Annotated in this window: 17 protein-coding genes; 8 read left to right on the top strand and 9 right to left on the bottom strand. The window is 56.7% G+C overall.

What is annotated here, in order from left to right:
• Nucleotides 1-46: 46 nt before the first annotated feature.
• The 4 genes from KJ970_19985 to KJ970_19970 all read right to left on the bottom strand — a co-directional run bounded on the left by KJ970_19985 (nucleotide 47) and on the right by KJ970_19970 (nucleotide 3,018).
• Nucleotides 47-346, bottom strand: coding sequence for an isoamylase early set domain-containing protein (locus KJ970_19985; GenBank protein ID MBU2693203.1), 300 nt, complete (start codon nucleotides 344-346; stop codon nucleotides 47-49).
• A 178-nt stretch (nucleotides 347-524) separates the two neighbouring features.
• A complete protein-coding gene (locus KJ970_19980) occupies nucleotides 525-1,364 on the bottom strand; it encodes a metal ABC transporter permease (GenBank protein ID MBU2693202.1) in 840 nt (279 codons plus the stop codon).
• Complete coding sequence (locus KJ970_19975; GenBank protein ID MBU2693201.1) at nucleotides 1,361-2,110, bottom strand: metal ABC transporter ATP-binding protein; 750 nt, start codon at nucleotides 2,108-2,110, stop codon at nucleotides 1,361-1,363. The genes KJ970_19980 and KJ970_19975 overlap by 4 nt, the downstream gene beginning before the upstream one ends.
• A 2-nt stretch (nucleotides 2,111-2,112) precedes the next feature.
• A complete protein-coding gene (locus KJ970_19970) occupies nucleotides 2,113-3,018 on the bottom strand; it encodes a zinc ABC transporter substrate-binding protein (protein ID MBU2693200.1) in 906 nt (301 codons plus the stop codon).
• Between the two features lie 181 nt (nucleotides 3,019-3,199).
• Here KJ970_19970 and KJ970_19965 point away from each other — a divergent pair, with 181 nt between their 5' ends.
• From KJ970_19965 to KJ970_19950, 4 genes are all read left to right on the top strand, one after another.
• Nucleotides 3,200-5,518 carry an SO_0444 family Cu/Zn efflux transporter gene (locus KJ970_19965; GenBank protein ID MBU2693199.1) on the top strand — a complete coding sequence of 773 codons (2,319 nt, stop codon included), beginning with the start codon at nucleotides 3,200-3,202 and terminating at the stop codon, nucleotides 5,516-5,518.
• A gap of 12 nt (nucleotides 5,519-5,530) precedes the next feature.
• Entirely contained in the window at nucleotides 5,531-6,409 is an 879-nt protein-coding gene (locus KJ970_19960; GenBank protein ID MBU2693198.1) for a protease modulator HflC, read from the top strand.
• 67 nt (nucleotides 6,410-6,476) lie between these two features.
• The gene (gene hflK / locus KJ970_19955; GenBank protein ID MBU2693197.1) at nucleotides 6,477-7,370 is read left to right on the top strand and encodes an FtsH protease activity modulator HflK; all 894 of its coding nucleotides are present in this window, start codon (nucleotides 6,477-6,479) and stop codon (nucleotides 7,368-7,370) included.
• Between the two features lie 37 nt (nucleotides 7,371-7,407).
• Complete coding sequence (locus KJ970_19950; GenBank protein ID MBU2693196.1) at nucleotides 7,408-8,226, top strand: hypothetical protein; 819 nt, start codon at nucleotides 7,408-7,410, stop codon at nucleotides 8,224-8,226.
• A gap of 40 nt (nucleotides 8,227-8,266) precedes the next feature.
• Here the strand turns inward: KJ970_19950 and KJ970_19945 are convergent, their stop codons facing one another.
• The 4 genes from KJ970_19945 to KJ970_19930 are packed head-to-tail and all read right to left on the bottom strand — an operon-like array spanning nucleotide 8,267 to nucleotide 13,801.
• Complete coding sequence (locus KJ970_19945) at nucleotides 8,267-9,250, bottom strand: zinc-dependent alcohol dehydrogenase family protein (protein MBU2693195.1); 984 nt, start codon at nucleotides 9,248-9,250, stop codon at nucleotides 8,267-8,269.
• 18 nt (nucleotides 9,251-9,268) lie between these two features.
• Nucleotides 9,269-11,860, bottom strand: a complete 2,592-nt coding sequence (locus tag KJ970_19940) for a fused MFS/spermidine synthase (GenBank protein MBU2693194.1) — start codon at nucleotides 11,858-11,860, stop codon at nucleotides 9,269-9,271.
• 5 nt (nucleotides 11,861-11,865) lie between these two features.
• Nucleotides 11,866-13,044 carry a GNAT family N-acetyltransferase gene (locus KJ970_19935; GenBank protein MBU2693193.1) on the bottom strand — a complete coding sequence of 393 codons (1,179 nt, stop codon included), beginning with the start codon at nucleotides 13,042-13,044 and terminating at the stop codon, nucleotides 11,866-11,868.
• 1 nt (nucleotide 13,045) lies between these two features.
• Nucleotides 13,046-13,801, bottom strand: a complete 756-nt coding sequence (locus tag KJ970_19930) for a class I SAM-dependent methyltransferase (GenBank protein MBU2693192.1) — start codon at nucleotides 13,799-13,801, stop codon at nucleotides 13,046-13,048.
• A 126-nt stretch (nucleotides 13,802-13,927) separates the two neighbouring features.
• Here KJ970_19930 and KJ970_19925 point away from each other — a divergent pair, with 126 nt between their 5' ends.
• Nucleotides 13,928-16,348, top strand: a complete 2,421-nt coding sequence (locus tag KJ970_19925; protein ID MBU2693191.1) for a sulfatase-like hydrolase/transferase — start codon at nucleotides 13,928-13,930, stop codon at nucleotides 16,346-16,348.
• 9 nt (nucleotides 16,349-16,357) lie between these two features.
• On the opposite strand, the gene KJ970_19920 is transcribed toward KJ970_19925, so the two are convergent.
• Entirely contained in the window at nucleotides 16,358-18,889 is a 2,532-nt protein-coding gene (locus tag KJ970_19920; protein ID MBU2693190.1) for a M20/M25/M40 family metallo-hydrolase, read from the bottom strand.
• Nucleotides 18,890-19,191: 302 nt separating this feature from the next.
• Here KJ970_19920 and KJ970_19915 point away from each other — a divergent pair, with 302 nt between their 5' ends.
• The 3 genes from KJ970_19915 to KJ970_19905 are packed head-to-tail and all read left to right on the top strand — an operon-like array spanning nucleotide 19,192 to nucleotide 21,343.
• Nucleotides 19,192-19,782, top strand: a complete 591-nt coding sequence (locus tag KJ970_19915) for an RNA polymerase sigma factor (protein ID MBU2693189.1) — start codon at nucleotides 19,192-19,194, stop codon at nucleotides 19,780-19,782.
• 12 nt (nucleotides 19,783-19,794) lie between these two features.
• A complete protein-coding gene (locus tag KJ970_19910; GenBank protein MBU2693188.1) occupies nucleotides 19,795-20,667 on the top strand; it encodes a hypothetical protein in 873 nt (290 codons plus the stop codon).
• Nucleotides 20,660-21,343 (top strand): hypothetical protein, encoded by a 684-nt coding sequence (locus KJ970_19905; protein MBU2693187.1) that lies wholly within the window; start codon nucleotides 20,660-20,662, stop codon nucleotides 21,341-21,343. Before KJ970_19910 ends, KJ970_19905 begins: the two co-directional genes overlap by 8 nt.
• Nucleotides 21,344-21,351: the final 8 nt, after the last annotated feature.

The raw sequence follows: 21,351 nt of genomic DNA, 5'->3' as shown, positions 1-21,351 counted from the left end.
CCGCTTTGATGTGTACACCCGCATGAAATAGAGAAAGGGCTGGAAATTATAGCTTGAGGACCGAATCTTCCCCGCCAAAGGGATTCGGGAGATAGTTGTCGGCAACCCAATCGTTTTCCCACCTTTCTCCATCGAGAAGATAACGAAACCTATACTCGCGGCCGGTTTTCAGGGTCAATGTTGTGGAGAAGCGGCCATCCTTGCGGCGGATCATCGGCCGCCCCGGTCTTTCCCAGCCATTGAAATCACCGCATAAATGGGCCTTTTTCGCTTCAACCTCGGTGGGAAGTGTGAAGGTGACCCTGCAGGCCCTTCCGCTTCGTGTCGGTGTTTTCTTGAGCATCATTCATCCCCGTTCTACAGCGGCAACTGAATATTGAGAGCGCCTGAGCCCCTATCCCACAACTTCGGGGACCTTATCTTTCAAAAGTCTGATCAACGCCGGAGCTTGCCATAAAGACATCCCTTTCGCAAGCCCGTTGGGGCGCGGATGTTTGATGCGGCCGGTGAGCCGGCCTCGACCTTCAACTCGTCCGTTTCCGGCGCCGGCGGGTCATCAGGTATTTTCCGAAAAAAGAAAGAATATAGCCGCCCGCCGCCAAGAGAATGATGGAGGCGCCCGCGGGAAGATCCGGTTCATACGAAAGAATCAGGCCGCCGCTTGTAAATAGAGCGCCGAGAATGACAGCGACAACCATCATCCGTCCCAGGGATCCGACATGGTGGCCCGCAATGGCGGCGGGGAGGGTCAGAAGGGCGATGACAAGAATAAGCCCGACAACTTGGATGAGAAGGACAACCGTCAGCGCCGTCAGGCAAAGTAAAAGTAAATAGAAAAGATTCACCGGAACACCTTGGAGGCGGGCAAACTCGTCGTCAAAACAAACGGCGAGAAAAAGTCTATAAAAGAGAAAGACGATGAGAATGATTACGAGATCCAAAATCGTCATCATGATGATATCAAGTCGCGAGACCATCAGAATATTGCCGAAGAGATAACTCATCAAATCAACGTTATATCCCGGGGTTTTGGAGATAAAAATGATACCGATGGCCATCCCAACCGCCCACAGGGCGCCGATCAGGGTATCCTCATGCTGCCTCCATCGAAGGCTGACCCAGCCGATGATCAGAGCCGCAACCAGGGCCGCAATCGTCGCGCCGGCCATCGGCGGTTGTCCGAGAAAAATGGCGAGCCCCATCCCGCCCAGCACGGCGTGGGCGATCCCCCCCGCCAAATAGCCGATCTTCTTAACGACAACGTAGGTGCCCACAACACCACAACCAATACTCGCCAGAATCCCGGCCAGAAGGGCATTCTGGAGAAAGCTCTGGTTCATTAAGGCTTGAAAGAAACCACTCATGACGGGGGCTCCGGACCGAGATGGTGTTTATGGTCTATCAAGTGTATATCGGATCCGTAAATCCTTTCAATCGTTTCACCGGTAAGCGCGGAGGTTCTATGACAGACCAGCGTTTTATTCAGACAGGCGACTCGGGTCACATACTGGGATATGAATCCGATGTCATGCGAGACGACGATGATCGTCATACGCTCATTCAATTGCCGGAGAAGATCGAAGATCGATTTTTCAACATGCGGATCAATATTGGCTGTCGGCTCATCAAACATGAGGATTTTGGGCTCTCCCGCCAGCGCGCGGGCGATCAGAACCCTTTGAAATTGCCCTCCGGAAAGGTTGCCGAGCGGGCGGCTTCTAATATCGAGTATCTGGGCCTCATTCATGGCCAGTTCCGCGGCCGCCCGATCCTCCTGTCGATATCCGCCGATAAGGTGCGTGGCGCTCAGCCTTCCCAGTAGAACCGTTTCTTCGACTGAAATAGGGAAATCCCGCACCGCCGTGGCGCGCTGCGGAACGTACCCTATCGCTTCCCGCCCCTGGCTCGCCCTCCGGCCCAGTACCGTTACGGAGCCGGACGAGGGCTCAAGAAGCCCCAGTGCGATTTTAAGAAGGGTGCTCTTACCGCCGGCGTTGGGCCCGACGACACCGAGAAATTCACCCCTTTCAATGGTGAGATCAATATTCTGGAGCACCGGGAACGATCCGTAGGAGAAGGAGAGATTCTTAAAAACGATGACCGGTTCCATCACTATCTCATGGCTGTGGCAAAGGCCGCCGCCGTCCTTTTCAGGTTCGCCGCGTAATCCGGCGCCAGGGGATCCACCTTGACGACTTGCGCGCCGATCGCCCGGGCCACCGTTTCCGCAATGGAGGCGTTGAATTGTTCTTGTACAAAAACGACTCTGATGCCCTCTTCCTTCCCAATTTGTATCACCCGCGCCAACATCTTTGCGCCAGGCTCCTTCCCCTCATACTCGATAGGAATCTGCTCAAGGTTATACGTTTCGGCGAAATACCCCCATGAGGGATGGAAAACCATGAATCTACGGGAGGGGAGATCCGCCAATTCCCGGCGGATATCGGCATCCAGGCTGTCCAGCTCCGCGGAAAATCGCCGATACCCCTCGTCGTAGAGAGCGCTGTTCCCGGCGTCGAGCTCTCTCAGAGTGTCCCGAATCCTCTCCGCCATCATCTTTGCCAGCGGCGGGCTTGTCCAGACATGCGGGTCAAACGAGCCATGGTCATGCTCTTCTACATGATCATGACCCGCATGCGAAGCGCCGGCGCCGCCCGCCTCAAAGGTCCTCAGGGGAAGATCTTTTCTCAGATCAATGATCATCATCTGCGGATTGACCGATTGCAGCCGGTCGATCCAAACATTCTCAAAGGGGACCCCGACCCTAAAGTAGAGCCTTGATTCCGCCAGCTGCGACATCTGCTTCGGTGTCGGTTCATAGGTGGCGGGACTCTGACCGGGGCCGACCATGACGGATACCTGCACGCGATCTCCCCCGACACTCTCAACAAAGGACTTCAGCGGCAGGACACTGACAAAAACCGAAAGCGGATCAGCCGATGCTTCCACTGACGAGGCCGAAGCCCCAAGAAAAAGGATGACGGCGCCTCCAAGGAGGCCCCTGACCCATTGTGACATCATAATATTCTCCTGCCCCATTCAAACCAAGGCGACTCGACATAAGATTAGTGGACCGAATCAAACCGTGTCATAAAAATTTGTACCTATAGCGACGGATTGCAGACTCGGCTAGGATGAAAGGTTGAAGAGGGGACTTTCTAAAATATGTATTTGCGTTAGACTTCCCCTGATCCCTTTGATGGAAATCCACCCAACCGGGTGGGGTATCACCGCCGTCGAGGACTGCAATGTGAGTTGGATTCCCACTGTATTGACCGAGGCCTGGAACCTCTTCTACCTGGCCGCGCCCTTTATCCTCTTTGGGCTGCTGATGGCAGGAGTTCTTCAGATTCTGCTCTCTCCGAGCCGCATTTTGAGATGGATGGGTCAATCGGGCCTTTCCGCCGTCGTCAGGGCGGCTCTCCTCGGCATCCCGCTCCCCCTCTGCAGCTGCAGCGTTCTCCCGACCGCCATTGCCCTGCACCGCCGGGGAGCCAGTGAGCCGGCGACCGCCTCTTTTCTTATCACGACTCCCGAAACAAATATCGCCGCGCTGATCCTCACCTGGGGTTTGCTGGGCCCCCTCATGGCGATCTTCCGTCCTCTCGCCTCATTCCTAACGGGAACACTCGCCGGGATCCTCTCGATCGCCTCGACGAGCGACGAAGAGGGTGGCGCACCCCATACCGGCGCAGCCGCCCAGCCCCCGGAGTGCGGATGCCGGATCGATGAGGCTTCTCATCTCGATCAAAACCCAGAAGATTTTGTCGGTTTCCGGCAATTCCGGCTCTCTTTCAAAAGGTGGCTCCGCTCGCTCTTCCTGGAATTTCCACAAAAATCATCCGGAGCGCCCATCAAATCCAAGCCGGAAGAATCGGTTGTCCCTTTCCCCGCTATTTTGCACTCGATCGGGCGGTATGCCTTCACCCGGGCTCTCGACGATATCGCTTTTTATCTCATCATCGGTCTTCTCCTCGCCGGTGTGCTCGGCGCTTTATTCCCGGCGGATTTGGCGGAGCGCGGCGCCGGTTCACAGCTCCTCACAATGATTGTCGTCCTCCTGATCGCCGTCCCCATGTATACCTGTTCATCCGGGAGCACGCCGGTGGCGGCCGCTCTCGTCGCGGCCGGATTCAGTCCCGGGACGGCCCTGGTGCTGCTTCTGGCCGGTCCCGCGGTGAGTATCGTCAGTATTCTGGTTGTGGCGAATCACTTCGGGCGCCGCTTTCTGAAGATCTATCTCATCAGTGTCATCCTGGGGACCCTTGCCTGGGGCTTGGCTCTCGATGCTCTCCTCCGCGTCACGGGTTTAACAATTTCAGCCAGCCTCGCGCCCCCCGCCGGCGGGTTAACAGCGCTCTTACATTTTCTGTGTGTTGTTCTTCTCGCTGCGCTTCTTGTCTGGCGGCTCTGGGCCGGCGCCGCCCGCGAACCGCTATCACAAATGCGGGGGAACTTCATCTCGATCCGCGAGCATCCGGGAACACAATCGGCGATCGCGTCCATCCGCGCCCATAAAATCCCGATCCGCCGCGCCATGATCGGCGGATCCCTCATTCTCGGCATCCTGATCTATGGACTCACGGGTTTCAAAAGTGTTCCGCCGGATTCGATGGGGTTCGGCCGGGTCTTTAACAAAGTAACGAGGAAGAATCTCGCCCCCGGACTCCATTGGGCGCTTCCGGCTCCGTTCGGGGGAATTGATGTTTGGCGGGTCAACTATCCCAGAAAGACCGACGTCGGATACCGCACTGATCTTGAGATGATCGCCAACCGCCGCGAACTCCGCAGCCAGTCTCCGCCGGATGTCTGGCATAGCCCCGTGGCCGCGATGAATTCCGATCCAACCGTCGCGAGTTATCTGAGCGGCGACGAAAACCTGTTTGAGATGAGCTTTTCAGTTCATTATTTCCTCTCCGACCCCTATAACTATTTTTATGAATTGGATAAAAGCTTGGATCTGGTTAATCTTTACGCTCAGGCCGTAGCCCGCGAGATCATCGGTTCCAGTTTGCTGGATTCACTGCTCACGAGCGACCGGTCCCACGTCGAATTGTATATCCGCGACAACCTGCAAACCCATTTAACCCATCTCAAAACCGGAATCCGTATTGTCTCCATCCATCTGATCGATATCCATCCGCCTCAGGAAGCGGTCCACGCCTTCCGCGACGTTTCAAGCGCCCGGGAAGACCGTCAGACCTTCATTCATGAAGCCTATGTCGTCACGGAGCGTGAAATCCCCATCGCGCGAGGGCAATCAAAAGTGGAAATCGCTGAAGTAGAGGCGGTCTCCCTGGCCGCGACGGCCGAAGCGAAAGGCAAAGCCATAGGATATATCGCGCAGGTTGAGGCTTATCAACGGCATCCTGCTATTTTGAGAGATCTGCTCTGGCTTGAAACGAGCGAGTCCGTATTGGCGGGGCGCCAGAAATTCATTGTCCCCCCGGGCACACAAGGGCATGGCGTGATTTTGTGGAAGCTCCCCGCAACCCTGCCGGCTCCCAGCGGGAACTGAGAGGAAAATGAGATGAAAACCCGACGTTCTTTCTTCTGGGGTCTCTTGGCCGTTCTTCTTCTCGGCTGGATTTCGACCGTGCTGTTCGCGATCGACGAGACGGAAATCGCCGTGGTGACTCGCTTTGGACGGCCCCTTCCAAAAGTGGCCCAGCCGGGACTGAATGTTAAAATGCCATGGCCGATCGACGATGTTGAACGGCTCGACTCCCGGCTCCTTCTTTTTGATAACGAACCGATTGAGATGTTGACCGCAGACAAAAAGAACCTTCTCATCGATAGTTTTATTTGCTGGCACATTGCCGATCCGCTGCGCTATACACAAACAGTGCGGACCCGGGACGAGGCGGAGGCCCGGCTGCTGGACATCTCGGTTTCTGAATTGGGCGCCGCCATTGGAAGTGAACCGATGGACTCTTTCCTCGACGTGACGGGCAAATCCGTCAAGTTCGCGGATATCAGCCGGCGCGTCACCGAGGCTATGAACCAGATCACCTCCGCGGGTTTCGGAATCGAAGTACTCGACTTCCAGATCAATGGATTCAATTTCCCCGATCAGAACCGATCCAGTGTTATCAGCCGGATGCGTGCGGAGCGGTCGCGGATCGCCACGCGGTACCGCAGCGAGGGAGAGGAGTCGGCGCTTGTGATTAAGGCGGAGGCGACGACGGAGCGCGAACGCATTCTCGCGCGGGCCCGATCGATGGCCGATTCGATTCGAGGCGCCGGCGAGGCCGAAGCCCTGCGCATTCTGGGCGAGGCCTATGCCGAGGATCCGGAGTTCTACCGCTTCTTAAGAACACTAGAGAGCTATAAAAAGATCATTGACGAGGAAACGACGATCTTCATCGAATCCGACTCAAAACTCATGAAGGTCCTTACCGGTGAATGACCCAACATCGAAAAGACCGGGGACAAAACCGGCGAGCACTGTCATCATCCGGCGGAGCGCTCTTTGGATGACCGGCCATAAGGGCCTATTAGCCCTGCTGGGCGTCTTTCTCATCGCTCTGATCTGGATCGCCGGCGGGATCTATACGGTTCAGAACGGTGAAGCCGCCGTCCTGAAGAGATTCGGCGGCCTCCAACGCGAGGGCATCGGGCCCGGCCTGCATTTCTGTATCCCCAGACCCGTCGATGAAACCCAAATCGCGAAGACCGGCGAGGTGCATCGAATTCGGATTGCCGGTGATACGGGTTCAAAGCTTGAATTTATAACCGGCGATGAAAACCTCATTGACACCGACATTGTTGTACAATACCGCATCAGCGGGCTGAGAGAATATCTCTTCGGAACGAAGTCGCCCGACGATGTGCTGCAGCAAGCGGTACGCACCGCTCTCCTGGAGACGGCCAGCAAAATGAAGGTTGACGATATCCTGACATCCGGGAAGACATTGATTCAGAATGAGGTCCGCATCAAGACCCAAGATTGGCTCAAGAAGTATGGGACCGGCATCACCGTTGTGGCCGTAACATTACAATCGGTCGATCCCCCGGTTGAGGCGGCCGCGGCCTTCCGCCGGGTAAGCGACGCGCGGGCCGAATCAGCCCAGTCGATCAATAATGCGGAAAGCCAGCGCGAGCGCAAGCTCAGCCTGGCCCGGGCCGAATCAGCCCAGATGATTGCCGCGGCTGAAGTGGAGGCCGAAAACAGATTTTCAGCGGCGGTGGGAGCCGCACAATGGTTTGGACCTCTCCTGCAACAAAACCGTGACGCGCCTCTTCAAACGCGAGTGGAGTTGTATCGCAAAGTGATGGAGGATGTCTTGAGTAAAGCTGAAATGATTATCCTTGCGCCGGGTGAATCACCCCGCATTGATGTTCATCTCCGGCGCGGCGAGAAAGAATGATTACTGAGGAGTATAAAAGAAAAATTGGTATGCTTGAATGTTAGCTAGAATTTTGATTTGGGTCCTCGCATTTTTCATCACCGCGGCGTCGGCTGTTTACCAGCGCGTGACCGGTCCCACCACCCCCCTCCGGGGGGAAACAACGGTCGGGAACACAGATATAAAATTCAAGTTATTGCGCACCGAAGTCGTCGGAAAGGATGCGCTGGTCGCAATCGATGTCTCCGATCCGTCGATTACCGGACTCGTTAAATACAAAAGACTCCGCTCTCATGACGATTGGATAACACTTCAGATGATCCGGCGGGAAGGGCGATTGACCACCACTCTCCCCCGCCAGCCGTCCGCCGGAAAAATGATCTACTTCGTCTATCTCGAGAAAGGGGATGAACCCATCTCCTTGAGCGGCGAAACTCCCGTCACGATACGCTACAAGGGGGCTGTGCCTGGAGTCGTCCTCTGGCCGCATGTTTTTCTGATTTTCCTCGCCATGCTCTTCGCCAACCGGACGACGATAGAGGCGATCCGGCCGAAGGGAAATCCCTCCAGTACGCTCGGCCTTACATTGGGTCTTCTCCTGATCGGCGGAATGATCATGGGCCCCATCATGCAAAAGTACGCGTTCGGCGCTTTCTGGACGGGATTTCCGCGGGGGCATGATCTCACCGACAACAAGATGCTGATCGCCGTTATCGTCTGGATCTGGGCCTGGTTCCGCAATCGCGGCGGCCAAAGAAACAGAGCCTGGATTATCTTCGCCGGATTGGTGGTCTTTGCGATCTTTATGATCCCCCACAGCATGCTGGGTTCCGAGCTGGATTATACAAATCTTCCGGAGGGAGCCGGAACGCCCTAGCCTGATTACGCGGCGGCGGGCAGGTTCGGAATCCCGCCGGCTAAAGCACCAGCACGGCGGAACCGTTGAAACGCCCGTGCCGCAGATCATCCAAAGCCCGGTTCGCCTCCTCCAAGGGATACGTTGAAACCTCGGTTTGTACCGGCACACGCGGCGCCAGCTTCAAAAATTCGACGCCGTCTTGGCGGGTGAGATTGGCGACCGAATGGACCGATCGTTCTCCCCACAGGATCTTATACGGGAACGAGGGTATATCACTCATATAGATGCCGGCGGAGACAACCCGTCCCCCCTTCCGGACATGTTCCAACGAACGCGGGACGAGAGCGCCCACCGGCGCAAAAAGGATGGCCGCATCGAGGCGCTCGGGCGGAATGTCATCCGACGAACCGGCCCAGACGGCCCCGAGCCGCCGGGCAAAGTTTTGCCTTTCTTCATCACCCGAACGGGTGAAAGCATAAACCTCCCGCCCCTCGTAGCGGGCCAGCTGAATCAGGATATGGGCGGCCGATCCGAAACCGTAAAAGCCGAGCCGCTTGCCTTCGCCGGCCATGCGGTAGGCCCGGTAGCCGATGAGTCCGCCGCAGAGCAGTGGGGCCGCCTGTAGATCCGGATATCCATCGGGAATCGGAAAGGCGTAACGGGCATCGGCGCACACCTTTTCCGCGAAACCGCCGTTTAATTGATAACCATGAAACTTGGCCTGGTCGCAGAGATTCTCCCGGCCGTTTGAACAATCATCGCAGCGGCCGCAGGTCCATCCCAACCAAGGCAATCCGACCCGGTCTCCCTCGGAAAGATCGTTAACGCCGGAGCCGACGCCGACGACACGGCCCACAACCTGATGACCGGGAATGACCGGCCGGCCGAGGTCGGGAAGCTCGCCGTCGACGATATGCAGATCGGTCCGGCAAATGCCGCAGGCATGAACCTTCACAAGGACCTGTCCGGTTTCCGGAACAGGATCCGAAATCTCTTTCATAATCAAAGGCTTGCACGGTGATTCCAGAACCATGGCTCGCATGGCGGACCTCCTTTCGTTTTAAGGCGATTCCTGCAGCAACCGGCGCGCCTCGGGTCTGGAGGGACGGCTTCTTATAAGATCTTCCAGGATCGCCCGCGCTTCCCCCGGATTCGCGCCGGCCCTTCTTCGGGCCATCAAGAGGGCAATGTCATACCCGGTTCTAAAGTCAGGCGTCACGCCGGCGCTTCTGACATATAACTCGATCGCTCCATCCTCATCGCCGTCAATGCGGCGCATGTCGCCGCGAAGATAGATATCGCGGGCTTCCAGAAAGAGGCCGAGCCGGTCCAGAAAAGAAGGATCCCCCTCCGCCGCGGCCGGTTGGAACAAAGGTCCGGGATCGACCTGGCACCGTTCAAGCAGAGTTTCGAGCAATGTATAAGAAATATTCCCGCTCCGATACACAAAGCGGGGCGCGGTGAAAGTGACCAACGGCAGATTATCGGTGTTAAGCGGAGCGCCGGCGGCGAGATCAATGAGATCATCCGGATCGGCAATGAGACATCCAAAGAGATCCAATGCGCCGGAGATCCCTTCCCGCCGGCATACTTCAGCGAACCCCGGGCTGGAGTAGGCCGCATGGAGGATGTCGGGCGGGTAACGGTGGGATTCGACACGGCCGACCAGGCCCAGGGCGGGCGTCAAGGCGTTGTAATGCGCCAGAAAAGCCCAAGGTTCGGGAAAAACCTGTTGAAATGTCTGTATAATCGTCCGCAGGAGATCCAAATCCATCTGATAAAGCGGGAGCCATTGACAGAATAACCCCTCAGGTTTCAGATCATCCCGGATCATCTGGAAATGCTCCAATGTATAAAGCGACCCGGCTCCATCCCGCGCCGGATGAAAGAGATCCGCCACAATGACATCATAGGGTTCCTTGACGGCTTGGATGTAGCGGCGGGCGTCGGCCACGGCGAGATGCAGCTGGGGCCGCGATTGAGGGTCGCCATTGACGTCGCGGAAATACGGCAGGAGATCGATAATCTCCGGAATCAGCTCCACACCATCCGCCATGACTCCCGGATGATCGCCCGCCGCGCCGAAAGTGATCGCCGTGCCCAAGCCCAGAAAGAGGGCCCGCTTCGAATGCGGATGCAGCAGCAAGGGAATCCGCCCCATCCGCCGTTCACCGAAGGCGCTCGGTGTTCCCCCCATGCGGAAGCGGTTGTTCACCTTTAACAAAAGCCCGCCGTCCGCATCCTGCACGACGGAAACAGCAGCCATCACCCCTTCTTTAAGCGCCACCAGGCGGCCGCCCGGCGGGGGTTGGATCAAATGAAAGGAATGGGGAAGAAGCGGCAGCAGCAGGAGCGGGATGAGGCCGAGAAGCGCCGCCCGCGAACGGTACACGGGCAGCAGCAGCAGATAGGCCGTTCCCACGATCATAAGGGCGGCGCCGGCGCCGGTCCTCGGCAGCAGGATCCATCCAAAAAGGAAGGGCGCCAGCGCCGCTCCCAGTGTATTGATCGCCAGCGCGCGCCCCACACCCCCCACACGGGTTCGGGCCGATTGCGCCAGATGGCTGAAGACGGCGCCCATGAGAAGCGTCGGTAGCAGAAAGACCAGACCAGCCGTCGCCATCTCCGCTCCGATGGCCGCCGCCATGCCGCCGCCCAGCGCCGCATGAATCGATTGATAAAGCGCGCCGGACTCTGAAAGTGCGATCAGACCGAGAAGACAGCTGGAGGATAGGGCTGGGAAGAGAATGGAGAGAAAGGACTTTCCCCCGGCTTTGGCGGCCCATTTTTGATAAAGGGCCCCTCCGGCGGCGGTGCCGATGAGATAGACCGCCAGAGTTGAAGCAAAACTATAGATCGTGTTCTCGAGAACTTGGGAAAGAACACGGACACCCAAGACCTCGTAACCGATGCCGAGGAGACCGGTGCCGAAGAGCATGAGTTTCAGGCGGAACGGGTTTGGCCTCTCCGCCATGGGTTCATCGATCTCGGGCCGGGATTGTTCGTCCGCGCCGGAGATCCGAAAGATGGCGGCCGCGCAGAGTAAATTGATGGAGGCGAGAAAGATAAAGCTCAGGCGGAATCCGATGCGGGGGAGCAGGATAAAGGTTGCGCCCAGGACACCGGCGACGGCGCCGAGCGTATTGATCGCGTAGAGACCGCCGATCGACCGGCCATGGGCGCGGATCCGCGAGAAAAGGCGATCCATGGCGGGCAGCGTCGCCCCCATCGCAAAGGTGGCCGGGAGCAGACAGATAAAGGTGGCGCAGAAGGCGAGAGCTAAATGTTCAACCGGCCTGGGATTCAAACCGAGAAGGGCCGGCATCATCCGATTCACTGCGGGTATCACAATGAGAAGAACAAGTGCCCAGGCGCCGATCACCGCCTCGGCCGCGGCGTACCAGCGGCCCGGGACCCGGCTGCGACTGATCTTTCCGTCGAGAGCCCAGGCGCCGAGACCGAAGCCCGCAAAAAACGCGGCGAGCACGGCAAGCATCGCAAGAATCTCCGCACCCAAGCCGATGGCGAAAATCCGCGTCCAGATAATTTCATATCCCAATCCGGCAAAACCGGAGAGAAAAAAGAGACCGGCCAGGAGGACGGTGATGCCAGCGGAAGGGTCCCGCCGATGGAAAGGAGGTCGGCCCATCATTCCACCTAGTACATATCCGGCATCCAGGGCTCGGGACCGGAGAAGATTTTTGTGGCGAGTTCGAGGACGCCTCCGCCGGCCTGGAGGAAACCCAGCGCCTGGAGCTGATCGGGCGTAAAAAGAGAGGTATAGAGCGGAACGATGCCTCCACACCTCGCACGGAGATCTCCACGCCCCCCCTCGCGGATCGCCCCCTTTCCACCCCCCACGCTGAGAACAAAGCGTCCGCAGTTCGCCGGCAAGAGGTCGTCATCAATCATGAAATGGATCTCCCCCTCGACGCCGTCCGGATATCCCCGGAGCGTCAACGCCCGTCTCAGGTCGACAAGACGAGTCAGCCAACGCATCGATCGCTTGACCTGGAAATTCTGTTCGGCGGTTATACAAAGAAGGGGTTCAATCGCCGGCCCGGCCCATACGGCGCTTCGGCCGATCGGCCCATGCCCCATCAGGAAATCCAAGAGCGCACGGCCGGCGGCCGGAGTGAGGGCGGCCATATCATGAATATGAAGAGAGTATCCCAAGCCCGTGGATTTCTCTTGATGGAAGAAAATATATCCTTCTGGATGGGATTCCTCGCCGATCAGATAGGCATAAACGATCTGATCCTTCTGGGTGGCGATTTTCTCCCACATTGTCTCGTTTCGGTCGAGCTGGCCATTGGAAAGCCCGGCGCGTTTCGTCGCGATGGATTGAAAAGGTGCGTGATGAGATGGGTCGACCGGGTGGATGGGAAGATCACTCCTCCCGTTCTTGGGATAGACAAGAGGACATTCGTACTGAATCCGGTTGCCGGCCTGTTCATACCCGGCCTTTCGGTAAAAGGCCTGGGTGGAAGCATAGAGCGTGCTGAGCGGCACACCCTCGTCATGCAACTCCTCCAACAGGGACTTCATCAGGAATCCGGCCGCTCCATACCCCCGCTGCTCGGGGGAAATTTGAACCGCCGCGACACCGGCCATTGGAAGCCGGCGGCCGCCGAAGTACTGGCCGATCGGATAAACAGCCAAACCCCCGATAACGCGCCCCTGGCGGCGGACAATCCGGAAATTCGCCGTGCCAATCCGGTTGAAGTAGATCTCCCAATGGGGCGGCGTGAAATGAAAGGCTTTACTGGTGATATCTTGAAGCGCCCGCACGTCTTTTTCATCTTCAAGCCGCATGTATTCGAGCCGCTCGTTCATTTCAACTCCTCTGTTCCTGTAACCGGTCATGAGATCCGGTTGGCCGCCGGGTGCATGTATAATAAACGGTCATCCCGAGAAACGGTCCCAAAATGTGCAAGGGTGAATAGGTGACGGCATCAATGACAAGGTATTGCTCCAGCTTTTGCTTGAAGACCCGGTAGTCGAATCCAATATGTGAATAATAGTAAGGGAGATCCGATAATTCCCCCGCCTCCCCTCTGTCGATCTTCAGACCGAGAAAAGCCTGGATGAATTTCTTGAGAGTCAACCCCCTCCCCTTTGGATTCTTAAAATACCGAAAGGTGTTTTTCAGCAAGGCGGGGATGCCGATTTCAACCGGTACGGAGATGACGGCCATGCCATCGGTTTTGACGGAGCCCGCCACATCATTCAACACATCCGCCAACACCGTATCGGACAAATGTTCACAGGTTTCCAAACAGCAGACGCGCGAAAAGATCTGGTTTGATATGGAGCTCAGGGTTGAGACGATTTTTGCATCAGTTCCGGCCAACTGCGCTTTGCACTGCTGATACATCACCTCGGCGGGTTCATATCCGACAAGTTGCCGGCCGGGGAGCAGATCCCGATCCATGATCTGCTTCAGCAGGAAACCATCGCCGCAGCCATAATCAAGAAGGGTGTCATCGGATGAGAGGGAAAGAATATGAATCGCTTCTTCAAACCGCCGCCGGTGAAGCCAGCGTTTCAAGGGAAAAGAGCTCCCGTAGGTATAACCGCCATACTCACTCATGGGAGCATCGTATCGACCCCGGGATCGGCAGGCAAGAATGAAGCGAGGCGTCATGCCGCAACCGGGGGCTCCGGAGCCCCTTGATATACCGGATGGGAGGCCGTAAGATAATCCGGAGGTCCAAAGATGCTGATAACCCGTCAGAGCCGTTTCTCATCCCTTCTAATCATCGCCGCCGCGATCATTCTGTCGATGGCCCTGCCCTCCTGCTCCAAAGCGCCGCAAAAGCCGGCTCCATCGGTCATTCTTATCAGCATAGACACCTGCAGGCCGGATCATCTCAGTTGCTATGGGTATCCGCACAACACAACGCCTCGCATCGATGCCTTCGCCCGCGACGGCATCCGTTTCAAAAACACCGTCTCGGCGGTTCCCATGACGCTGCCCTCCCACTGTTCGATGATGACGGGGATCTACCCCTTGGTCCACGGCGTTCACGACAATCTTTCCTACCGCCTTCACGACTCAGCGACGACTCTGGCTGAAATCCTTCGTGAGCACGGATACGACACCGCTGGTATCATCGGTTCTTTTGTGCTCGATTCACGATTCGGAATTCAGCAGGGGTTCACACTGTACAACGACAGGTTGAATTCCTCGTTGGCGGCGGATAAAAGCAGCGGCAGCGAACGAAAGGCCCAGGAGGTTACCCGCCTCGCCGAAGCCTACCTTCAGAAATCCCATAACCGGCCCTTCTTTCTCTTTCTGCACTATTACGATCCTCATGATTCCTATCTCCCCCCCGAGCCCTACGCCTCCGCCCACCCCGGACGGCCTTATGATGGAGAAATCGCCTACACCGATCATTGCATCGGCGAGGTTCTCGACAAGCTGAAAGAACTGGAGATTTATGACTCCAGTCTAATCATTATCACAGCTGATCATGGTGAAGGCCTGCGCGAGCACGAGGAGCTGGTGCATGGCTATTACATTTACCAGAGCACCCTCAGGGTGCCGCTGATGATCAAACCGCCCCACGCATCAAATCCCCGGGAATTGGACGGCCCGGCCTCGCTCATCGATATCCCCCCGACAATTCTGGGACAACTCGGACTCGAGATTCCCGAAATAATGCAAGGGATCGATCTGCTGGCGGAAGGAGGCGCTGTTTCCAAAGGAGAGACGACACGCTATCTTCTCTGCGAATCGCTGATTCCGACCAAGTTCGGCTGCAGCCCGCTGCTGGGCGTCATCACGGAGGATTGGAAATATATCCAGGCCCCAAGAGCTGAATTGTATAACTTAAAAACCGATAGCGCCGAACTCGACAACCGCCTGAGCGCGGAGCCGCGCCATGCGAGGCGTTTGAGCGCCAGGCTCAAAAATTTGCTGGCGGAACAGCCCACCGGCGGCAGCGCCGACAGCCGCGCGATGCCCGATGCGGAAACCCGGGAAAGGCTTCAGTCTCTGGGATATATTTCGGGCGGTGAAATCGATGAGTCCTTCACGTTTGATAACAGCCGGCCGGATCCGAAGGATCTACTGGTCGTTTATCAAGGCTTGCAAAATGTGATGCATCTGATGGGAGCGGGCGCTTTCACTGAAGCCGATTCCCTCTGCCGGGCCTTAATGAAAGATCATCCGGACATCCTGAATCTTCATATCATTCTCGGCGACATCGCCACCCAAAAGGGCGACGCGGCGGCGGCGATGGAGCACTACCGTCGTTTCATCGAGCTTTCACCGGGACCCGATCCCGCGAGGCCCGATACGATCGATCCTGAACAGGCCCAGGCTCATCTCGGCCTGGCCAACCATCTTGCCGATGCGGGGGAGCTGGAGGAGGCGATCGCTGAATACAGGGAGGCGCTTCGATATATCCCGCATCATGTCGACGCCCTGTTCAATCTCGCCGCATCGCTCGGCGAAGCCGGGCGGCTTGATGAGGTTATCGTGACGTTGAAAAGACTTCTCACCATCAAGCCGGATTATGCCGAGGCCCATTACAATCTGGGATACGCCTATCTGCTTCAGCAAAAATTTGAGGAAGCCGCCGATCAATTTTCCGAGGCGCTGCGGCTGCAACCCGATTACGCCGATGCCTATATCGAACTGGGAAATATCCAGATCTCACGGGGCCGGATTCCCGACGCCGTTTTCAATTATTCCGAAGCGCTTCGATCGGAGCCGGGCCGGCCTGATGTTTTAATCAAATACGCCAATGGATTGTTAAAGATGGGAAGGACCGACGAGGCGCTCATGAAGTATCGGGAAGGGGTCAGCCGTTTCCCGAATTTCCCTCCCCTCGCCAATGAGCTGGCCTTGATCCTGGCCTCGCATCAGGATCCCCGCTACCGTGACGGCGAGGAGGCGGTGCGGATCGCGACGAGTCTCTGCGAGAGGACGGGATTCTCAGACGCTCTCTTTATGGGCACACTGGCCGCCGCTTACGCCGAAACCGGCCGGTTTGATGCAGCGGTGAAGATGGAAGAACAGGCGCAACGAGCCGCCCAATCGGCCGGTATCACAGCCCTCGTCCAATCCAGTGAGGCGCGTCTCGCCCTGTATCAGCAGCGGCAACCGTTGCGGATCCGTTTTGGACCTTGACGGCCCAGCTCAGCGCACCCGGACAATCCGCCGGATGTGCCTTGCCGCGCCATCGCGGAACCGCAGCCAATAGATTCCCGACTCGACGCGTTCCCCGTTTGAAGCGCGTCCATCCCATGGAACGGTCACATACCCCGGTAGAGCGCTGTCGAGGGAAAAATTCTTCACCAGACGCCCGCGCACATCATAGAGGTTCAGCGAAGCATCCCCGGAATGGATCACGCGAAGGGCGAAAGTGGCCTGATCCCTAAAGGGACTGGGCCAGACGAGAAATGTGCCGCCCTCGAGTAGAAGATCCACAACCGAATCCGGCATCCCCCGGTAGGTTATGCGAGAAGCCCTGACGGCGACATCATCAACAAGAGCTTCAACAATTGAAGGGACGCCTTCATCCTCTGCGACAAAACGAAGCTTCATTTCCTTCGTACAAACGAGACTGTCTTCGAATCCTACGTGTTTGAAATAAGTCCATCCCGGAGTGTGTTGCTTCAATTTTAGTATGTTGTTCCAAGTTGTACCGTTGTCATTTGAAATATCCACACGCATTGTATCATCTTGCGATATCGCCGGCCCATTATGATACCAGAGCCAATATGAAATCTCCGGATTTTTTACATCGGTTAGATCGAAGACCGGCGACAAGAGGGTTGTCTTTCCGGCATCAACATCCCAATCCCCCGGACTATCCCCCATCCGGCCGTTGCCGGTCACCCAGCATAGGCCGCCTCCGGTATGATCCCCACCCGGCTGATAGGGTGTCTCCACCGGCTCGGCAAGCGTCCACTGACCGCTCAGGGCGGTATCATCATCGGCGCCGGAGACCCAGCCCAGGTCCTCTTCAAAATCATCCACAAAGATATCCGCAAAGCCCACCCGGACCCGATGGACACCGCCGATAACGCCCATCGGATGATGCGCGGTCCGGCCTTCTTCATCTGTGGCCTCAATGTAATACTCGATCACCACGCCGAGCGGCTGCGCGGGAATCCACGCCTTAAAGACGCTGTCAGAACCAGCTTCCTCCAACGGAACAATGCTGAAGTCCTCTTCCCCGGCCCGGTAGAAAAGATTCAAACCGGAAGGAACCAGTTGGCCGGCCGATCGAATCGTCGCGGTAATCTCGAATGGGGTCAGAGGATCCAAATCTTCGGCCAGCGGTTCATGCGTGATCTGAATGGTAAAGGGCGCCGCCAGCGATGCGATCGTCGCGACCGAAACCTTGACGCATTTTGTCATGAAATCGAAGCTATTGAGACTCATCCCGATGAGATCCAATTCGCTGTGGATGTAAGGGCTCAATTGCTCGGCGTCTTCAAAGAAAAAGACAGCTTGATAGCCATTCTGCAAAAAGGAGGTGTGATCCGAATCTCCGCCGCTCAGCTGGCTTTCGATGATCGGGAGCTCGGGCACATAAAGCGGCGCGACCTCTTTAATATAATCGACCAGTTCCTGCGCCTCGGATCTGGTAATCAGATCCAGATCCTGGTCGTCACCGGGCGCGACATACCCGATCATATCGACATTGATCATGGCGATGATATTCCAGTTGCTGTGAGCCGCCCACTCGGCGAAAGCCGCGCTTCCCACCAACCCCTGCTCCTCTCCGCTGAAGGCGGCGAAAACAAGGGTTCGTTCAAAATTGCTGCCGGCCAGCAGTCTCGCCACCTCCAGTACCGTCGTGGTGCCCGTCGCATTGTCATCCGCACCCGGAGCCGTCCCGTTCCGTGAAATGGAATCATAATGTCCGCCGATCAACACGATCTCATCGGGACGATAGAGTCCGGGTTTGACAGCGATGACATCATCGCACCACATGTTGTAATCAAAATAGGAGACATCCGTGTATCCATATTCAATAAACCGATCGAAGAGCAGGGCCCCGGCCTCAGCGCCTTGGGCGGTATTTGACCGGCGGTTGCCGAAATCTTGAAGTGTCTGGCATAGGGCCATGAGGGAATCGGTTGACACAGCGTCAACACGCGATTGGATCCATGGCTGGTAATAGACACCGGGCAAAGCGCTGCGGGCAACCGGCGAGCCCCCGGTCTTGTCCGCCGTCCGCGGCATGAAGATCTGCACCGGCGCTCCGATTGACGTGATCTCTTCCATCCGCCCGGCAGGGATTAATGTAATATATAGATTCTCTTCCAAGCGCACCGTACGACCGATACCGGCCAATCGCTCTTCATCGGCCGGTGCCATTGCAAAAACGGCCGTGAGGATCTCCCCGGCCTTCGGTACGGGAAGCTCAATCGCTCCGGAGATCTCAGAGCCGTCCATCCGCCGCTCCAGACCGGCAATGATCCATCCGGCAAGAGGGCGGATCGGGACCGATCCGTTGATGGGGGTGTACCGATCTTCCCGCACGGCAATGAGGGCCGGCCAGGGTGACGGCCGTCCCGATGGATCGGGGGCCGAAATCCGCGGCGCCGGCCCCTCCATCGCAGAAAGACCGCCGGCCATGGAAGCGACGGCGGCCAAGGTGATCGCGACCGTGAGGACAGGTGTGGAAAATCTCAACACTCTCAGAAAATGTGACATGATGGTCATCCTCTCCCCGCAGGAGATTTTTGGGGGATTCTGATCCTTCCAACCCGGCAGGCTACTCTTTAACTGTAATTCCCTCGAGCCCTTTGGGAAACTGATTTTCGTCGATTATCCGCAAGGGGGTTTCTCAAGGTGCTGGAATACACCCGATCATGGGGATAGAGTAGGCCTGGATATACCACGGGGTGGGGATTAAGGCGCTGCCGCAGCTCAATATGCCAATTTTCTTTGAACGATCGATCCGCAACAGCCGTCTTAACACATGAGAGGATGAGGTACCGGAAATGGGAGGTAAGTTGAGTCCCTTAAGCGATGCCGAACTGGTGGCTCAGTCCCAGAGAGGCAACATAGAGGCTTTCAACAGCTTAGCCGCAAGGTGGAATGAGGGTCTCTACCGCTTCATAAGGAGGATGTTGGGCAATGACGAAGAGGCGCAGGACATCTGCCAGGAAGCCCTGGTCAAAGCCTATCAGAATATCGATCGCCTCCGCGATCCGGCCAAATTTTCCTCTTGGGTCCACCATATCGCCCTTAATCTCTGCCGGGATTGGCATCGATCATCCAGGCGAAAGATGGATCCTCAACCCTACTATGAGGAGGGAGACCACCACGATCTTCAGATCGTTGAAGCCAGGGGAGATCAAATCTCCACAGATCATGAGGCCGAGCGGACCAGTCTGTCGGATGTCTTACAGTCGGTCTTCGTTCAGCTCCCCATGGAACAGCGGACGGCCATTCTGCTGCGCGAGTATCAAGGATTCAGCTCGCAGGAAATTGCGCAGATCACCGGTGTCCCGCCGGCCACCGTCCGAACAAGGATTTTTTATGGGCTCAAGTCAGCACGGAAAATGCTTCTTGAGCGGGGTATCACAGAGGCCTACCTCTAGGAGGAAGAGACAATGAGTGACGAACCCCTCGATCCCCGTCGCGAGCAAATGATCATGGCGCTTTACGGCGAACTCTCACCCGAGGAGGAGAAGGAGTTTCACGATCTCCTCGCTCAGGATGAGAAACTACAAGCGGAATGGGAAGAGCTTCAACTGACGCGGGCATTTTTGAAGAAGGCGGAAGAGGAAGAGACGGCGCCGAGTTTTGTTTTCCTGAACCCCGCCCAACCGGCTTCCAAAACTCTTGAACGTTCCCGAAGCGGGATCTTTGCCAAGCTGTCCGGATTGTGGACCCGCCTCTTCGGAACCCTGCTCTCCCCAGCCACCGGTTTTGCCATTGTCACGGCCGCGCTTGTGATTCTGATGCTGGCCGGATTCCGGGTGGACCGGGTGGATGGCGGTCTCGTCTTCCGTTTCGGACGTTCGCCCGAGCCTACACCAGGTAATGTTGAAGTGATGCCGGGTCAATTGCCCGTCGAACCCGGCTACATGGAGCCCGGCGGCGCTTATCCGGGCGGCTCCTATGATAATGTACAGATGATCCCGGCTTCCGCAGGTGGAAATTACCTGACAAGGACCGATTTCGCCGATTACTCGAACGATCTCATGACCCTTGTCTCCAATATGATGAGTGAATATGAACAACGGCGGGATGGGCAGATCGCCTATGCGCTCCGCGGTTTTTACGACGATCTTCTGCAGCGCCAGCAGCGGAGCCACGAAGATCTGAATTCAGAGATGGACAGGATGTGGCTGGGTCTTGTCGGCATCGAGAGAGAAGCCGCCGGCCAGTCGGAAGTACCTATCAATCAGGATGATCGCTCCGGCATTCAGCCGGTCGGCGATGCACCCTCGCAGCGAGAGGAGGATGGTCAAAATGATTAAAAGCGAGAAGGGAATTGTTGTCACAGGGGTAATTCTCGCTTTCTTCTTAGCGATAGCCTGGACCGTTGCAAACCCGGCCGATGCATCGGACAAGACGGATATCAAAAAGTTAAAGCGCCAGACAAACGTCATGACAAAAGTCATCGACGAGGCCTTGGTTGACAGTCCCAACCTCCTCGTCTACTCGAGCAATCCGACCCACGATCTCTATCTTGAGGAATTCGGTGTCGTTTTCACATTTGAAGCCTCTTTGGTGGACAAAGGATCTAACTGGAAGGATCTTAGCTTCCTCAAGAACTTCAAAGTGCAAACGGACGACGGCAAGATCATTATCTCTAAAGATAGCGAAGACGAAGATGCGGAAGAGCTGGACGAGGAAGAAGCCGAAGAAGTTGAGAAATGGCGCGACAAGGACTCGCAGCGGGACGAGAGGCTCTATACCAGAGGAAAAGAAGAACTGATCGATGTTTTAATCTACTACGGCGATACCATGGACAGGCTTCCCGATGACAGCTGGGTCGCCATCGCCGCATTTCTGAAAAACAGTGATTACTTTGTCACGAACCGCATTTCGCAACTGATCCTTAAAGCAAAGGTTCGTGATCTGAAAGCCTACGGTGAAGACAAGCTCACCGACGAAGAGATGATAGCGAAAGTCGTGGTTGAGGAGTATTAAAAGCCAGA

This window comes from Candidatus Eisenbacteria bacterium (assembly GCA_018831195.1).
Classification (GTDB): Bacteria; Eisenbacteria; RBG-16-71-46; order CAIMUX01; family JAHJDP01; genus JAHJDP01.
The sequence above is the reverse complement of the archived record's forward strand: the minus strand, read 5'-3'. Positions and strand labels throughout refer to the sequence as shown.

Excerpts from the sequence above, each read along its gene's own strand:
- KJ970_19925 (MBU2693191.1), top strand. The coding sequence starts at position 13,928 with ATGCTGATAACCCGTCAGAGCCGTTTCTCATCCCTTCTAATCATCGCC.
- KJ970_19930 (MBU2693192.1), bottom strand. The coding sequence starts at position 13,801 with ATGAGTGAGTATGGCGGTTATACCTACGGGAGCTCTTTTCCCTTGAAA.
- KJ970_19935 (MBU2693193.1), bottom strand. The coding sequence starts at position 13,044 with ATGAACGAGCGGCTCGAATACATGCGGCTTGAAGATGAAAAAGACGTG.
- KJ970_19975 (MBU2693201.1), bottom strand. The coding sequence starts at position 2,110 with ATGGAACCGGTCATCGTTTTTAAGAATCTCTCCTTCTCCTACGGATCG.
- KJ970_19985 (MBU2693203.1), bottom strand. The coding sequence starts at position 346 with ATGATGCTCAAGAAAACACCGACACGAAGCGGAAGGGCCTGCAGGGTC.
- KJ970_19920 (MBU2693190.1), bottom strand. The coding sequence starts at position 18,889 with ATGTCACATTTTCTGAGAGTGTTGAGATTTTCCACACCTGTCCTCACG.
- KJ970_19910 (MBU2693188.1), top strand. The coding sequence starts at position 19,795 with ATGAGTGACGAACCCCTCGATCCCCGTCGCGAGCAAATGATCATGGCG.
- hflK (MBU2693197.1), top strand. The coding sequence starts at position 6,477 with ATGACCGGCCATAAGGGCCTATTAGCCCTGCTGGGCGTCTTTCTCATC.
- KJ970_19905 (MBU2693187.1), top strand. The coding sequence starts at position 20,660 with ATGATTAAAAGCGAGAAGGGAATTGTTGTCACAGGGGTAATTCTCGCT.
- KJ970_19980 (MBU2693202.1), bottom strand. The coding sequence starts at position 1,364 with ATGAGTGGTTTCTTTCAAGCCTTAATGAACCAGAGCTTTCTCCAGAAT.
- KJ970_19965 (MBU2693199.1), top strand. The coding sequence starts at position 3,200 with ATGGAAATCCACCCAACCGGGTGGGGTATCACCGCCGTCGAGGACTGC.
- KJ970_19945 (MBU2693195.1), bottom strand. The coding sequence starts at position 9,250 with ATGCGAGCCATGGTTCTGGAATCACCGTGCAAGCCTTTGATTATGAAA.
- KJ970_19960 (MBU2693198.1), top strand. The coding sequence starts at position 5,531 with ATGAAAACCCGACGTTCTTTCTTCTGGGGTCTCTTGGCCGTTCTTCTT.
- KJ970_19950 (MBU2693196.1), top strand. The coding sequence starts at position 7,408 with ATGTTAGCTAGAATTTTGATTTGGGTCCTCGCATTTTTCATCACCGCG.
- KJ970_19940 (MBU2693194.1), bottom strand. The coding sequence starts at position 11,860 with ATGATGGGCCGACCTCCTTTCCATCGGCGGGACCCTTCCGCTGGCATC.
- KJ970_19970 (MBU2693200.1), bottom strand. The coding sequence starts at position 3,018 with ATGTCACAATGGGTCAGGGGCCTCCTTGGAGGCGCCGTCATCCTTTTT.